This is a genomic window from Streptomyces sp. E11-3 (genome assembly GCF_046540415.1).
Lineage (GTDB): Bacteria > Actinomycetota > Actinomycetes > Streptomycetales > Streptomycetaceae > Streptomyces.
On the sequence record NZ_JAZGRL010000002.1, the window covers coordinates 231539 to 246813 of the forward strand.

Genomic DNA, 15275 nt, shown 5'->3' on the forward strand with positions numbered 1-15275 from the left:
TCTTCATCACCGTGCAGCCGGCCCAGGAATTCGGAGACAACCCCGTCGACGTACGGGAAACCGGCCACTACACCGAGGAGTATGTACCCAGCTTCGTGGAGAAATGGGATTCACTGATCGACTGGGAGAAGAGGGCAGAGAGCGAGGGAAACTTCTTCATCGACCTGCTGCGCAAGTGGGGGGTGAAAAGCGTCCTCGACGTCGCGACCGGAACCGGGTTCCACTCGGTACGGCTGCTGTCCGCCGGATTCGAGACCGTCAGCGCCGACGGCAGTGCGGACATGCTCGCGATGGCCTTCAAGAACGGTATGAAGAAGGGCGACCACATCCTGCGCGTCGTCCAGGCGGACTGGCGCTACCTCAACCGGGACGTGCACGGCGAGTACGACGCGATCGTCTGCCTCGGCAACTCGTTCACGCACCTGTTCTCCGAGCGCGACCGGCGCAAGGCGCTCGCCGAGTTCTACGCGATGCTCAAGCACGACGGCATCCTCGTCCTGGACCAGCGCAACTACGACGCGATCCTCGACGACGGGTACACCAGCAAGCACACGTACTACTACTGCGGTGAGGACGTCACCGTGGAGCCGGAGTACGTGGACGAGGGGCTGTGCCGGATGCGGTACAGCTTCGCCGACAAGTCGGTGTACCACCTCAACATGTTCCCACTGCGGAAGGACTACACCCGCAGACTGATGTCCGACGTGGGCTTCCAGCGCATCCAGACCTACGGGGACTTCCAGCACACCTACCGCGGCGAGCAGCCCGACTTCTTCGTCCATGTCGCGGAGAAGGAGTACCTGCCGAGCGACGACGCGTCGGGACCGTACTCGGGCGCGACCAGCACCGCCCGCAGCTACTACAACTCCGCCGACGCCGACAGCTTCTACGCCGCCGTCTGGGGTGGCGAGGACATCCACATCGGCCTGTACGAGCACCCGGCCGAGCCCATCGCCGACGCGAGCCGCCGTACCGTTGAGCACATGGCCGCCAAGCTGGGGCTCACCGAGGACTCGGTGGTCCTCGACCTCGGCTCCGGGTACGGCGGTTCGGCGCGCTACCTCGCCGAGACCTACGGCTGCCGGGTCCTGGCGCTCAATCTCAGCGAGGTGGAGAACCAGCGCCACCGGGAGCTCAACGCGGCCCGCGGACTGACCGACCGGATCGAGGTCGTGGACGGCTCGTTCGAGGACATCCCCTACCCGGACGGGCAGGTCGACGTCGTCTGGTCGCAGGACGCCTTCCTGCACAGCGGCGACCGCCCCAAGGTCCTCAAGGAGGTCGCCCGGGTGCTGCGTCCCGGCGGCCAGCTGATCTTCACCGACCCGATGGCGGCCGACGACTGCCCCAGCGGGGTGCTGCAGCCCATCCTGGACCGCATCCACCTCGACACCATGGGCTCGCCCGGCTTCTACACCGGCGAGCTGGCCGAGCTCGGGTTCACCGCCGTTGGGGACGGCTTCGAGGAGCACCGCGAGCAGCTGGTCGCCCACTACACGCGGGTGCTTGAGGAGACCGAGCGGCAGGAGGCCGACGGGCTCGCCAGGCAGGTCAGCCACGACTACCTGGCCCAGATGAAGAAGGGCCTCGGCCACTGGGTCGACGGCGGCAACCACGGCCACCTCACCTGGGGCACGTTCCACTACACGTGGACCGCGGCGCAGCCCGAGGCCGAGCAGCCGTAACCATCCATCCCGGGGGCGGGCGGAACCCGCCCCCGGCGCGCGACGCCGGATCAGCGCGACGCCGGGTCAGTGCTCTGCCGTGGAGGCGGTAACCTGCAGGTCGGCCGGGCCTTCCGGGTGCCGGCCGTGGCATCGGACAGTTCGCGATTCGGCTTGGAGGACGGGTGGCGCTTCAGCGGATCACGACCCGCAATGCCCGCTTCCAGCAGTGGCAGGCCCTGCTCGGCAACCGCAACAAGCGGCAGCGGGCCCAGGAATTCCTGGTCCAGGGCGTACGGCCGATCACGCTCGCGGCCGAGCACGGCTGGCCGATCCACGCCCTGCTCTACGACGCGGACCGCCCGCTGTCCCGCTGGGCCGAGGACCTGCTGCGCGCCACCAGCGCCGACCGGGTCGCCATGGCACCGGCGCTGCTGGCCGAGCTGAGCGAGAAGACCGACGGCGCGCCCGAGGTGCTCGCCGTCGTCGGGATGCCACCGGACGAGCTGTCCCGGATCAGCGTCCATCCGGCGTTTCTGGGTGTCCTCTTCGACCGCCCCACCAGCCCCGGGAACATCGGCACCCTGATCCGCTCGGCCGACTCCTTCGGCGCCGACGGTCTGATCGTCACCGGGCACGCGGCCGATGTGTACGACCCCAAGACGGTCCGCGCCACCACCGGGTCACTGTTCGCGCTGCCGACCGTCCGCACCCGGTCGCACCACGAGGTCGTCGAGTGGCTGGCGAAGGAGCGGGCCCAGGGGCGTGGGGTGACGCTGGTGGGAACGGACGAGCACGGCGAGGCCGACGTCTCGGACTTCGACCTGACCGGGCCCGTGCTGCTCCTGATCGGAAACGAGACCTCCGGGCTCAGCACCGCCTGGCGCGACCTGTGCGACCACACGGTCAGCATCCCGATGACCGGCACCGCCAGCTCCCTCAACGCGGCCAACGCCGCGACCGTGGTGCTCTACGAGGCCGCCCGCCAGCGCCGGGCGGCGGGCCGGGCCCACCAGGCCTGAGCAGTCTCCCCGAGGCCGCTCGGCGCCCCACTGGCCGCGTGCGGGGACCGCGAGGATGATCCCCGTATGGGCACCACCGCTCCCCCACCGGCCGCTCCCGGCACGTTGCGGACCACGTCCCCGGCCGGTCGCTGGGTCCTGCTGACGACCGTGCTCGGCTCCAGCATGGCGCTACTGGACTCCACGGTCGTCAATGTGGCGCTGCGCCGGATCGGCGCGGATCTCGACGCGGACCTGGCGGCCCTGCAGTGGACGGTCAACGCGTACATGCTGGCCCTGGCGGGGCTGATCCTGCTCGGCGGTGCGCTCGGTGACCGGTTCGGGCGCCGCCGGGTCTTCCTGGTCGGGGTGCTGTGGTTCGCCGGGGCCTCGCTGCTGTGCGGGCTCGCCCCGAACGCCGGGGTGCTGATCGCGGCGCGCGCTTTGCAGGGGGTCGGCGGCGCGCTGCTGACGCCCGGTTCGCTCGCCCTGATCCAGGCGTCCTTCCACCCCGACGACCGGGCCAGGGCGGTCGGCGTGTGGTCGGGGCTCGGCGGGGTGGGTGCGGCGATCGGCCCGTTCCTCGGCGGGTGGCTGGTCGACGGTCCTGGCTGGCGCTGGGTGTTCCTGCTCAATGTGCCGCTGGCGGCGGTCTGTGTGCCGGTGGCCCTCAAGCACGTACCGGAGTCCAGGGACCCACGGGCGCACGGCCGGTTCGACGTGCTGGGCGCGGTGCTCGGCGCGCTGTCGCTCGGCCTTGTGACCTACGCACTGATCGCCGCCCCCGACCAGGGTGCCTCCGCCACGGTGGTCGCGTCCGGCCTCGCGGGGGTCGGGGCCGGGGTGCTGTTCGGGTACGTGGAGCGGCGGCGGCCGGAACCGATGGTGCCGCCGTCGGTGTTCGCCTCGCGGCAGTTCACCTCCGTGAATGTGGTGACGCTCTGCGTCTACGGGGCCTTCGGCGGCTTCTTCTTCCTCTCCGCGCTCCAGCTCCAGGTCGTCGTGGGCTACTCGGCGCTCGGCGCCGGTACCGCGCTGCTGCCGATCACGGTGCTGATGCTGCTGCTGTCCGCGCGCTCCGGGGAGCTGGGGCAGCGCATCGGCCCCCGTATCCCCCTCACGGTGGGGCCGCTGCTGTGCGCGGCCGGAATGCTGCTGATGCTGCGGGTGGGCGAGGGCGCCTCGTATCTGTCCGGTGTGCTGCCCGCGGTGCTGGTGCTCGGGTTGGGCATGGTGACGCTGGTCGCGCCGCTGACCGCGACCGTGCTGGCCTCCGTGGAGACCGCGCGGGCGGGTCTGGCCAGCGGCATCAACAACGCGGCCGCCCGCGCGGCCGGTCTGATCGCGGTGGCCGCGCTGCCGCTGCTGGTCGGCATGGGCCCGGACGCGTACCGCTCGGCCGACGCGTTCGGTACGGCCTTCCGGCGCGCGATGCCGCTGTGTGCGGGGGTGCTGGTGCTGGGTGCGGTGATCGCCTGGGCGACCGTACGCATACCCGCGGCCGAGAAGCCCCAACCGCAGTGCCATACGAACTGCGCGGCGGCGGCCCCTCCGCTGGAGCAGCCCGAGCCCCTGGAGCAGCCCGAGCCTCCGCCCCCGGAGCCGCCTTCGCCACCCCGGTAGCGAACGCCTGGCCAGATGCTTTCGTTTCGCGTCTATCTGGCCACTGGTTGCCCCGGGCCCGGCCGCGCAGGATCGAGGGCATGAGAATTCTTTGGATCTTCGCGCACCCCGACCGGAACTCCCTCAACGGCTCACTGCTCACCGAGGGCCTGAGCACGCTCGAGGAGCTGGGGCACGAGCACCAGGTGTCCGACCTGTACGCGATGAACTTCAAGGCCGTACTGGACGCCGACGACGTGCACGGCGCCGACCCAGAGCGGCTGCTGGTGGGCTCCGAGCAGGAACGCGCCTTCCGCGGCGGGCAGTTGAGCCAGGACATCCTGGCCGAGCAGGCGAAGATCGCCTGGGCCGATGTGCTGGTCCTGCAGTTCCCGCTGTGGTGGTTCGGGCCGCCCGCGATCCTCAAGGGCTGGTTCGACCGGGTCCTGGTCCAGGGCTTCGCCTTCGGCCTCAAGGACGCCGAAGGACGCACCCCGCGTTACGGGGACGGGGGTCTGGCGGGCAAGCGCGCGCTCATCGTCACCTCGGTCGGCGCACGGGAGTCCAGCTTCGGGCCGCGCGGCATTCACGGGCAGCTGGACGAGGTGCTCTTCCCGGTGCTGCACGGCGTGTCCTGGTACACGGGCATGGCGGCCCTGCCGCCGTTCGCGGTGTACGGCGCGGACCGGCTCACCGACGCGGACTATCCGCGCACCACCGAGGCGCTGCGCGAGCGGCTGCGCACGCTGCGGAGCACCGCTCCCCTGCCGTACCGGCACGAGAACGGCGGCGACTACGACGAGAACCTGGTGCTGCGGCCCGAGGTCGCGCCGGGCCGCAGCGGCATCGCGGCCCAGCGCGCGGACGACCCGAGCAGGCCGGTACGCCCGTACACCGTGGTGGCGTGACAGGGGCGCGGTCAGCGCGGTCCGGCGGCTGTGATGCAATGCCGTAAGGGTGCCTGCCAAGCTACGGATGGAGCAGCACATGGAGAGCCGGAGCCGTACCGCGCTGGTCGAAGAGCTGATGGAGCGCTTCGCTCACGTGCCCCGCGAGGCCGTGATCAAGGAGGACCTGCTGCGCGGCGGCATGGCCTTCGACGAGTCGGCGCTCAGCGGCACCACGGAAGGCGCGTCCGGCGAGGGCGATATCAAGCCCAAGTCGTACTTCATCTTCTCCTTTGACCACCGCACCCTGCCGGAGCTGGGCGCCGCGGCGCTGAACCGGCCGCCCGAGGAGATCGTCCTCACCGGGGGCCCGTACGACCTGCGCCGCACGGTCGTGTCCGTACGCGTGAATCCGGAGTCGCCGTACCGGGTGCGGGCCGCGGAGGACGGGGCGCTGGGGCTGTACCTGGACGGCGCGCGCATCGCGGACGTGGGGCTGCCGCCGATGCCGGAGTACTACCGCCACAAGCTGTCCAACGGCAAGTCGGTGATGGAGGTCGCGCCGACGATCCAGTGGGGCTACCTCGTCTATCTGACGGTGTTCCGGGTGTGCCAGTACTTCGGCGCCAAGGAGGAGTGCCAGTACTGCGACATCAACCACAACTGGCGCCAGCACAAGGCGGCGGGGCGTCCGTACACCGGCGTGAAGCCCTCCGACGAGGTTCTGGAGGCGCTGGACATCATCAACCGGTACGACACCGAGGGCGTGTCGCAGGCCTACACGCTCACCGGCGGCTCCATCACCTCGCACGTCGGCGGCCGCGACGAGGCGGACTTCTACGGCAGTTACGCCAAGGCCATCGAGGAGACCTTCCCCGGCCGCTGGACCGGCAAGGTCGTCGCCCAGGCACTCCCTCGGGACGACGTCCAGCGCTTCCACGACTACGGCATCAAGATCTACCACCCCAACTTCGAGGTGTGGGACCGCCGTCTGTTCGAGCTGTACTGCCCCGGCAAGGAGCGCTATGTCGGCCGGGACGAGTGGCACCGGCGGATCCTGGACTCCACCGAGGTCTTCGGCGCACGCAATGTGATCCCCAACTTCGTGGCGGGCGTGGAGATGGCCGAGCCGTTCGGCTTCACGACGGTGAAGGAGGCGATCGACTCGACCGCCGAGGGGCTGCGGTACTTCATGTCCCACGGCGTGGTGCCCCGGTTCACCACCTGGTGCCCAGAGCCCACGACCCCGCTGGGCAAGGCCAATCCACAGGGCGCGCCGCTGGAGTACCACATCCGGCTGCTGGAGACCTACCGCGCGACGCTGGACGAGTACGGGCTGACGTCGCCGCCGGGGTACGGGCCCGCGGGGCCGGGGCGGGCCGTGTTCTCGGTCAGCTCGTTCATGGACAGCCTTCCGGCGCAGGAGGACTGACGGCGACGACGCCCGCGTCCGCCTTCAGATGCGCGCGGGTGCGGTGACGCGCAGGTCGAGGAGCTGCTGCGTGTGCACCGGTACGTGGTCGTCGGCGAGGCCGTCGATGAGCCCGGCGAGCGGGACGGGCTGGTCCAGCACGAGTGCACCGTTGGACAGGATGAACGTCGGCACCAGGACCGAGGCGGCTTGCTCGTTGAGCTGATCGGCGATGTCGCACAGGACGGTGGCCTGGCCGCGGACATGGTCGGTCAGGTCCGCCCGGCCTGAGTGCTCGGCGATGATGCGGTCGAGGTTCCAGGTGTCGAGCGAGATCCGGTTGTCGAAGGTGGGGCGTGAGCCCGAGACGACACCCAGGGCGACCGCCGCGATCGCGGCGTCGACGCTGAGGAGATGCGCCAGGATCTGGTCGGCGTTCCATCCTCCGTCGCCCGCATCGCCGAGGTCGGGGCCGGCCGCCGCGTCGAGCAGCCTGTCGTAGGCGCCGCGCAGTGCTGTCGTGTCCATCAGGCACTTCCTTTCAGTCGGGTGGTGGTTGCGCGCGCTGATCCCGCTCCGCCGCCTCCGCGACGCACTTGATGCGCGCCAGCCGCCGATCCCAGTCGGTCGCGAGCGTGGCCATCCACCGCGCCGTCGCGTCCAGCGGCGCGGGTCGTACCGCGTACCGCACCTCGCGTCCGACCCGGCTGCCGGACACCAGCCCGGCGGCGTCCAGGACAGCAAGGTGCTTGACCACGGCCTGCCGCGAGACGGGAAGCCGTGCGGCGAGCGTCGTGGCGGTGGCCTCGCCCTGGTCGGCGAGCAGGTCGAGCAGCTGACGCCGGGTCGGGTCGGCCAGCGCGGCAAGGACACTGTCGACCGCCTCGCCGGTGTCGCGGGGTTCGTCGCCGGCGTCGCGGGGTTCGTCCGTCACGCGGAGGGTTGTTCGGCGCGCTTCTTGAGCGCGTCGAGCACCTGGGGCCAGCCGCCGCTGTTGTCCTCCACCGCCTTGCCGCGCAGCTCTTCGGACCCGGCCAGCGCCGCGAACCCGCTCTCGACGACGCGCAGCCGTGTCGTGTCGCCTTCCGGGGTCAGCGTGAACTCCACGAGCGTGCTGTTGTCGTCGCGCAGCTCCTGTCCAGGGAAGGCACTGGCCCAGCGGTACGCCAGATACGTCGGCGGCTGGACCTTCTCCACCCGCACCGGGAAGTCGCCGTACTCGGCGTTCCGAGCCACCATCGACTCGCCTTCCCTGGCCACGGTGCCGGGCAGGCTCTCCGGGTCGCCCACCCAGAACCCCGGTTCGGCCACCAGCGACCAGACCCGATCCAAGGGTGCCTCGATCAGGGTTTCGCGTTCAATCCGGTCCTCGCTCATCAGGGGACTCCTTCAGCGCCGCCATCGAATGCCGCTCTGTGCAACTCCAGAGTTGCACGTCGACCCCTCAGGCGCAACCCTGAGGTTGCGCCTGAGGGCGCGCCTGAAGGTGCGACCTCTCAGCGGGCGACAGCACCCTCGGCGAGCTCCCCCATCCACGCCTCGATGGCGTCCGGCGTACGCGGCAGCGCTCCCGACATCAGCTGGGCGCCCTCGGGGGTGATCACCAGGTCGTCCTCGATGCGGACGCCGATGCCGCGCAGTTCGGGCGGGAGCGTCTCGTCGTCGGGCTGCAGATACAGACCCGGCTCCACCGTGAGGACCTGGCCTTCCTCCAGGACGCCGTCGAGGTAGACGTCCGCCCGCGCCTGGGCGCAGTCGTGAACGTCCAGGCCGAGCATGTGGCCGCTGCTGCACAGCGTGTAGCGCCGGTGCGAGTCGCCCTCCGCGTTCGCCAGGACCCCCCATTCCGTGAGGCCCTCGGCGATGACCCGCATCGCGGCGCGGTGGAAGTCCCGGAAGCTCGCGCCTGGTTTGAGGGCGCCGATCCCGGCCTCCTGGGCCGCCAGGACGAGTTCGTACACCTGCCGCTGGACCGAGGTGAACCGTCCGGACAGCGGCAGGGTGCGGGTGATGTCGGCGGTGTAGAGGCTGTCCGTCTCGACGCCCGCGTCCAGGAGCAGCAGGTGACCGGGGTCCAGCGGCCCGTCGTTGCGTATCCAGTGCAGGACGCAGGCGTGGGCGCCGGATGCCGCGATGGTCTCGTAGCCGGTGCCGTTGCCCTCGGCGCGGGCGCGCAGCCCGAAGACGCCCTCGATCCACCGCTCACCGCGTGGGTGCGCGAGGGCGCGGGGCAGCGCGCGGACGACATCCTCGAACCCCGCGGTGGTGTGGTCCACGGCGAGCTGGAGCTGACCGACCTCCCAGGCGTCCTTCACCATCCGCAACTCGCTCAGTGCGGTGGCGAGTTCGGTGTCGGTGGAGGCGCTACGACCCTCGGGCGGCAGGTCGTCCAGGTGCGCACAGCGGATACCGGTCATCCGCTCGGCCTCGGGGAGGTCGGCGCGACGGCCGACCCAGAACTCGCCGTAGCGCCGGTCCCGATAAAACGCGCCGTCCGTACGCGGCGAGCGCGGCCTCACGTACAGCACGGCCTCATGCCGGACCGGGCCGTCGGGCTCCAGCACGAGTACATGGCCGGCCTGGTCCTCTCCGGTCAGGCCGGTGAGCCAGGCATACGCGCTGTGCGGCCTGAAGCGGTGGTCGCAGTCGTTGGAGCGGACCCGCAACTCCCCTGCCGGGACGATCAGTCGCTCACCGGGGAAGCGTGCGGAGAGCCGGGCGCGGCGCGCGGGGGTCAGCCGCGCGACAGGCAGCCGGATGTCGTCGGGCAGCGGGGTCGCGGCCCAGCCGCCCGCCATGAACGCCTCGAACTCCCCCGAAACGGGCAGGTCATGGCTGACGACGCGGGGTGCGGTGGTCCGTGGTTCCGGCACGAGCGGTCCTCCTTGGTCCGTAGTCGCCCCTTGGACACAGATGGGTAACGGGGCGGACGACGCCTTGTCAGTGCAATTTCACATTACTACGTTACGCATCACATGGCGTCGCCCTGGACCCGCAAGTACCGCACACCGCAGGGCCGGTGACGCCTTCGCCACTTCCCCCACGGAGTCTCTGGTGTTCCTTTCGAGAACCCTGCTCAGATCCCTGGTCACGGTGACGGCATCGGTGACGCTCTGCGCCACGGCCGTCTCGTCGTCCTCGGCCCTGGTCCCGTCCGCCGCACCACCCTCGCCCGCGCCCACTTCGGCTTCAGCGGTACGGGGTCCATCGGCACCCGACCCCACCGAGGAGGTCGACCGGCTGGCCAAGGCCCCGAAACCCGGCAGTTGGAGGCTACCGGCGCCCGACGGCCTGACGAACGGCCGCGTGCCCGGCCCGCCCACCGACGCACCGAAGGGCAAGGCGAAGGCCACGGGCAAGGCCCAGCGTGCGGCGGTCGCGCCCTGCACCCTCGACGGCGTCACCGGCCTGTCCCCCGAGCAGTTCGCCGACTTCCTCGCCGATCAGGCCGTCACCGCCGACGGATGTCTGCGCGAGCTGATCTGGACCTGGGACCAGCGCCTGGCCCCCGTCATGTCGAAGGCACACGTCCAGGCCGTCGCGCAGCGCGTCTCCCAGCTCGCCGACGCCCACGACGGCAAGAACGGCAGCAACCTGCTGGAGATGTTCACCTACCTCCACGCCGTCGCGTACCACGACTTCTCGCGCGACGAGATCGACCTCACCGACCCGCGGACCGTGGCCGCCCTGCGCGGCGCCATCGACGCGTTCGGCTCGGCCGCCCGCACCTTCGACGTCACCAAGACCAACGCCGAGACCCTCCGCGAGGCCCTCTACACCGGCAGCATGCCGGGGCTGCGCCAGCACCAGCTCCCGCTGGTCATACGGGTCCTGGCGACCATGGACGCCACGCATCCGGACACCGCCCTGGACGCGTCCTGGGCCGGGAGCGCACTCGCCGCCCTCTCGCTCAACTACCTGGGCATCTACCCCGGCAACCGGGACACCGCCTTCCACGCCGCGGTGGCGGCCGACGCCTCCTACCGCGCCGCCTTCAAGGCCTTCGCCGACCACACCCACCTCAAGGACACGGCCAACGCCTGGGTGGTGCGCGACGCGCTGAGCGAGTACGGCCGGATGGGCCAGATCGACGGGCTCAGCAGCGAGATCATCGCGGGCCTCGGCGGGCTCCTGGACACCACGACCCGCAACTTCGGCGAGGGCAGCGCCCCTTGGGCGAAGGTCGCCACCTGGCTGGGCTTCTTCGACGCCTGCGCACAGTACAACGTGTGCAAGGACGACATCGAGCGTCGCATCTTCCCGCACACCTACACGTACGACAACGGCGGCATCAAGGTGCGCACCGCGCTCGACCGGGACACCGTCGACCAGCTCTACTACGCGAGCAAGCAGGTCAAGGCGCAGTTCCACCGCGTCATCGGCACCCAGAAGCCGCTCGCGGGCGACCCCAACTCCACCCTCACCACCGTGCTGTACGCGTCCCGCGCCGACTACGAGAACTACCACCCGCTGCTGACCGGAATGGACACCAACAACGGCGGCATCTACATCGAGCGCGGCGCGACCTTCTACACCTACCAGCGCCGGGTCCCGCAGGACTCCCGGCTGACGCTGGAGGAGCTGTTCCGGCACGAGTACACGCACTACCTCAACGGCCGGTGGGCGGTGCCCGGGTTCTTCGGTGAGGGCGCCTGGTACGAGGGCGACCGGACCACGGCGATGGACGAGGGCACCGCGGAGTTCTTCGACGGCGCCACCCGCGGCGAGGGCATCAAGGTCCGCAAGTCCCTGGTCGACAGCATCATCGCCGACACGGCGGACGGCGGGCCGCGGATGACCGTGAACCAGCTGCTGCACGCCACCTACGAGGGGGACGGCTTCCGCTTCTACTCCTACGCGGGCACGTTCTTCGAGTTCCTGTGGGGTGAGCGCCCCTCGCTGATCCAGGAGATGTACGGCTATCTGCGGGCCGACGACCCGGCGGGCTTCGACGCCTGGCGCGCCCGGCTCGGCAAGGACGCCGGACTGCAGCGCGCGTACGACGCCTTCCTGGACGAGCAGATCGCGAACGCGGACGACCTGTTCGTCCCCGACACCACGTACACGCCCGTCGCGCAGCTGCGCGACTCCACGGCCGCCCAGGTCCGTGACTCCTTCGTCGAGACGACCAGCAGCAGGCCCAACTGCCGCTCCACCAAGGCTCCGCAGCGTCCGCGGTTCGTCTGCACCGGGCGGATCACCGCGCGCCTGAGCGACGCGGGCAACGCCGACGCCGTCTTCAAGGACATGTCCGATACGGTCGACTACTTCCTCCTCGAACGAGCCGCGAAGGGCAGCAACAACCTCGCCGACATGAACTGCTCGTTCGGCACGGTGGACATCTGGTCCTCCGGACAGGGCGGGACATCGGACTATCGCTGCGAGGGACCGCTGCGTAACTGACCCCGGCACGCGATCCGCAGACCAGCAGCTGGTGCCTCCGCCCGCCCGGGCGGGGGCACCTTGCCCCGTAAGGACTCTGTCATATGCCATAAGCACCACCGGATCGTGTGTTGCCAAATCCCTTACAGGGCTCCGCAGGCTGTGCAACAGTCGTAACCGGTCCTCCGTCAGACCATGCCTAGCTGGTCGTGCCGCGCCTGTATCGGAGTACGTCATGCCGTCCCCCCGTTTCGCGGAGCCCCCCGCACCCCAGCCGCCGGAGCGCGGCACGGTCGACGCGCTCATCTCGCAGACCCGGCAGCTACGCGGCGGCGTCGACGCCGTACGCCAGGACGCCGTGGTGGACGACAGTGACCCGCAGGTCCGGTGGCAGCGCGCCCTATGCGAGCTGGCGATGCATCAGCTCGACGACCTGGACGACCACCTCGGCCAGCTGCGCGAGGGACTTCCCCCGCAGCACACCCAGGCCGAGCCCCCCGCCAGGACCCGGCCCGCCGCCGTGAGCGAGCAGCAGCGCGGATCGCTGCTCAGCCGGGTGGGCAGCGCGGACTGGAACCTGCTCACGGACGAGGCCAGCTGGTCGGCCGAGCTCTACCAGATATTCGGACGGGACCCCGAGAGCGCGGCGCCGACACTGGACGAGCTGCCCGCCCTGATCGTCCCCGAAGACCAGCCTTTACTCACCACGATGGTGACGGACTGCCTGATCGACGGCAGACCCATCGACGGGGAGTTCCGCCTCGTACGCCCCGACGGCACCGTGCGTACGGTGCACATGATGGGCGAGCCCGTGCTCGACGCCGACGGTGCCACCGCCTCGATGTGGGCGGTCCTGCGGGACGTCAGCGAACTGCGTCGCAGCCAACTGGCGGTGCGCGAGAGCCGTGACTCGCTGCAGCAGCAGCGGCATGTCGCGCAGACCGAGCACCGGCTCGCGGTCGAGCTGCAGGAGGCCGTGCTGCCTCCGTGGCGCGGCTCCCTGCGGTTCCCGCACGGCGGTCCGCACGCCCTGGACCTGGCCGCGCACTACCTCCCCTCCTCCAGCAGCGCGCTCATCGGCGGCGACTGGTACGACGCGCTGGAACTGCCGGACGGCGAGTCACTGTTGAGCGTCGGCGATCTGACCGGGCACGGCGTGACCGCGACATCCGGGATGGCGATGCTGCTCGGTGCGCTGCGCGGGATGGCCGTCGCAGGTGCCCGGCCAGGACCGCTGCTCGGGTGGCTCAACCAACTCCTCGACGCCTCGGTGCAGCCCGCGCTCGGCAGCGCGGTGTGCTGCCGCTACAACCCCAAGGACCACACGCTGACCTGGGCGCAGGCGGGACACCCCGTCCCGCTGCTGTTCCGCGGCGGGACGGGGCGCGCGCTGACGCCGCCGGACGGCGTGCTGCTCGGGGCGACCTCGGGGGCCAGCTACGGCCAGGCCATTGAGCAACTGGAGCCCGGCGACCTGCTGTTGCTGCACACCGACGGTCTGGTGCCCGGGCGTGCCGGAGGCAGCACCGCGGGCCGACTGCTCGCGCTCGCTCCCCGGTTCGCCGAGGCCCGGTCCGCGCAGGACTGTGTGCGCACGGTGGTCGAGGAGTTCGGAGAGGCCGAGCGTGAGGACGACGCCTGTGTGCTGATCGCGAGGATCGGCTCGTAGGCCTCGCAGGTGTGGCCGGCAGATATGCAGCAGACAGGTGTGATCTAGAGATATGCGGCAGGTAGGTGTGATCTAGCAGGTCCAGGAGGCTGTACGTGAGGTGCTCACGTACAGCCTGCGTCAGGTACGGCGGTCTCGGTCATGCCTTGGCCGTCCCTCCCCTCCCCCGGGACGGGGCCTTGGGCAGCGCGAGTTGGATCTCCTCGCGCAGGTCCTGAATCCGGGGATAGCCCGCGTACTGTCCGGTGAGCCGGTACATCTCGCGCAGCCGGTCCCAGGTGCGGTGCGAGGAGGTCTCCCCCATCGACACCAGTGCCAGGCGTGCGTACCGGTCGGCCTGCTCCGGATCGTCGGCGATGAAGCACGCCGACGCCAGCGACAGGTAGTCGAAGATCTTCGACCGCTGGCGTCCCTGCTCCCGCAGGGCGAGGGCCTCCTTGGCATGCCGCTGGGCGGTGGCCGCCGCCGCGGGCTCGTGGTCGGCGAGGGTGCGGTAGGCCAGGGCCTGCATCCCGTGCAGATCGGCCTCGTCGAACATCTGCATCCAACTGGGCGGCGGGATATCTCCCTTGTCCGATACGAACAGGTCCTCCGCCTCGCCGAGGGTGCGCCGCATGGCCTGGCCCTTGCCCATCGACGCCTGTGCCCAGGCCTCGATGGTGTGCAGCATGGCCTGGGTGCGTGGCAGCACCTGTTCCCCCGAACCGGACTTGGCGAGCTTCATCAGGTCCAGCGCGTCGTCGGGCTTGCCGAGGTGGACCATCTGCCGGGCGGCCCGGGACAGTGCCTCGCCGGCCCGAGGGCGGTCGCCGCCCTCGCGTGCGGCGTGTGCGGCGATGACGAAGTACTTCTGTGCCGTGGGCTCGAGGCCGACGTCGTGGGACATCCACCCGGCGAGTACGGCGAGGTTGGCGGCGACGCCCCACAGGCGCCGCTGGAGATGGACAGGGTGTCGGTAGGCGAGCATGCCGCCCACTTCGTTGAGTTGGCCGACCACTGCCTTGCGTTGCAGCCCGCCACCGCGGGACGCGTCCCAGGCGCGGAACACCTCGACCGAACGCTCCAGCTCCTCGATCTCCTGGGACCCGATGGGGGCGGCCTCATAACGGTCGAACCCAGCGGGGTCGGCGTGCAGGGGATCGTCGATGCGGGGGGCGTCGGCCGTCAGGGCCGGATCGGAGTGCAGCCAGTCGTGCATGGCGCTGGTGAGTGCGGTTCCCGCGGCAAGCGCGGCACCCGCGCCCACCAAGCCGCGTCGGTTGAGCATGAGATCCATTCCCGTGAATTCGGTGAGGACCGCAGCGGTCCGACCGGGCGCCCACGGCAGGGAATCAGGGTTGTCGAGCTCCCCACTGCGCTGCCGTTTCCCCGTGCGCCCGTGCCGGACCAGACCGAGATCCTCGATGGTCACGACACGGCCGAGTCGCTCGGTGAACAGCGCCGCCAACACCTGAGGCACCGGATCGCGCGGGATCTCTCCCATGTCGATCCAACGCCGCACCCGCGAGGTGTCGGTCGCCAGCTGGGGGTGGCCCATGGCCGCCGCCTGCCGGTTCACGAGTCTCGCGAGTTCGCCCTTGGACCAGCCGGCCAGGCCGAACAGATCTTGTAGGCGGGTGTTGGGTTCATTGCTCACGTCAAGCCCCCAGGTTCTCGGCT

The 15275-nt window shown here is 70.4% G+C and carries 12 protein-coding genes; 7 read left to right on the forward strand and 5 right to left on the reverse strand.

What is annotated here, in order from left to right; genetic code table 11:
- The first annotated feature begins 11 nt into the window (after positions 1–11).
- The 5 genes from U9R90_RS19825 (at position 12) to U9R90_RS19845 (ending at position 6586) form a co-directional block, all read left to right on the forward strand.
- Positions 12–1685 (forward strand): methyltransferase domain-containing protein, encoded by a 1674-nt coding sequence (locus tag U9R90_RS19825; protein WP_411057982.1) that lies wholly within the window; start codon positions 12–14, stop codon positions 1683–1685.
- Positions 1686–1849: 164 nt separating this feature from the next.
- Complete coding sequence (locus U9R90_RS19830) at positions 1850–2686, forward strand: TrmH family RNA methyltransferase (RefSeq protein ID WP_411057983.1); 837 nt, start codon at positions 1850–1852, stop codon at positions 2684–2686.
- Positions 2687–2752: 66 nt separating this feature from the next.
- Positions 2753–4288, forward strand: a complete 1536-nt coding sequence (locus U9R90_RS19835) for an MFS transporter (RefSeq protein WP_411057984.1) — start codon at positions 2753–2755, stop codon at positions 4286–4288.
- 80 nt (positions 4289–4368) lie between these two features.
- Entirely contained in the window at positions 4369–5175 is an 807-nt protein-coding gene (locus tag U9R90_RS19840; RefSeq protein WP_411057985.1) for an NAD(P)H-dependent oxidoreductase, read from the forward strand.
- A 79-nt stretch (positions 5176–5254) separates the two neighbouring features.
- The gene (locus U9R90_RS19845) at positions 5255–6586 is read left to right on the forward strand and encodes a radical SAM protein (protein ID WP_411057986.1); all 1332 of its coding nucleotides are present in this window, start codon (positions 5255–5257) and stop codon (positions 6584–6586) included.
- 24 nt (positions 6587–6610) lie between these two features.
- On the opposite strand, the gene U9R90_RS19850 is transcribed toward U9R90_RS19845, so the two are convergent.
- The 4 genes from U9R90_RS19850 to U9R90_RS19865 form a co-directional block, all read right to left on the reverse strand.
- Complete coding sequence (locus U9R90_RS19850) at positions 6611–7093, reverse strand: hypothetical protein (protein WP_411057987.1); 483 nt, start codon at positions 7091–7093, stop codon at positions 6611–6613.
- Between the two features lie 13 nt (positions 7094–7106).
- A complete protein-coding gene (locus U9R90_RS19855; protein WP_411057988.1) occupies positions 7107–7499 on the reverse strand; it encodes an ArsR/SmtB family transcription factor in 393 nt (130 codons plus the stop codon).
- Entirely contained in the window at positions 7496–7942 is a 447-nt protein-coding gene (locus U9R90_RS19860; protein WP_411057989.1) for an SRPBCC domain-containing protein, read from the reverse strand. The genes U9R90_RS19855 and U9R90_RS19860 overlap by 4 nt, the downstream gene beginning before the upstream one ends.
- A 119-nt stretch (positions 7943–8061) precedes the next feature.
- Complete coding sequence (locus tag U9R90_RS19865; RefSeq protein ID WP_411057990.1) at positions 8062–9438, reverse strand: aminopeptidase P family protein; 1377 nt, start codon at positions 9436–9438, stop codon at positions 8062–8064.
- 181 nt (positions 9439–9619) lie between these two features.
- Between U9R90_RS19865 and U9R90_RS19870 the strand changes: the two genes are divergently transcribed.
- Positions 9620–11968, forward strand: a complete 2349-nt coding sequence (locus U9R90_RS19870; RefSeq protein ID WP_411057991.1) for a collagenase — start codon at positions 9620–9622, stop codon at positions 11966–11968.
- A 214-nt stretch (positions 11969–12182) separates the two neighbouring features.
- Entirely contained in the window at positions 12183–13616 is a 1434-nt protein-coding gene (locus U9R90_RS19875) for a PP2C family protein-serine/threonine phosphatase (RefSeq protein ID WP_411057992.1), read from the forward strand.
- Positions 13617–13755: 139 nt separating this feature from the next.
- Here the strand turns inward: U9R90_RS19875 and U9R90_RS19880 are convergent, their stop codons facing one another.
- Positions 13756–15252 carry a hypothetical protein gene (locus U9R90_RS19880; RefSeq protein ID WP_411057993.1) on the reverse strand — a complete coding sequence of 499 codons (1497 nt, stop codon included), beginning with the start codon at positions 15250–15252 and terminating at the stop codon, positions 13756–13758.
- Positions 15253–15275 lie beyond the last annotated feature (23 nt).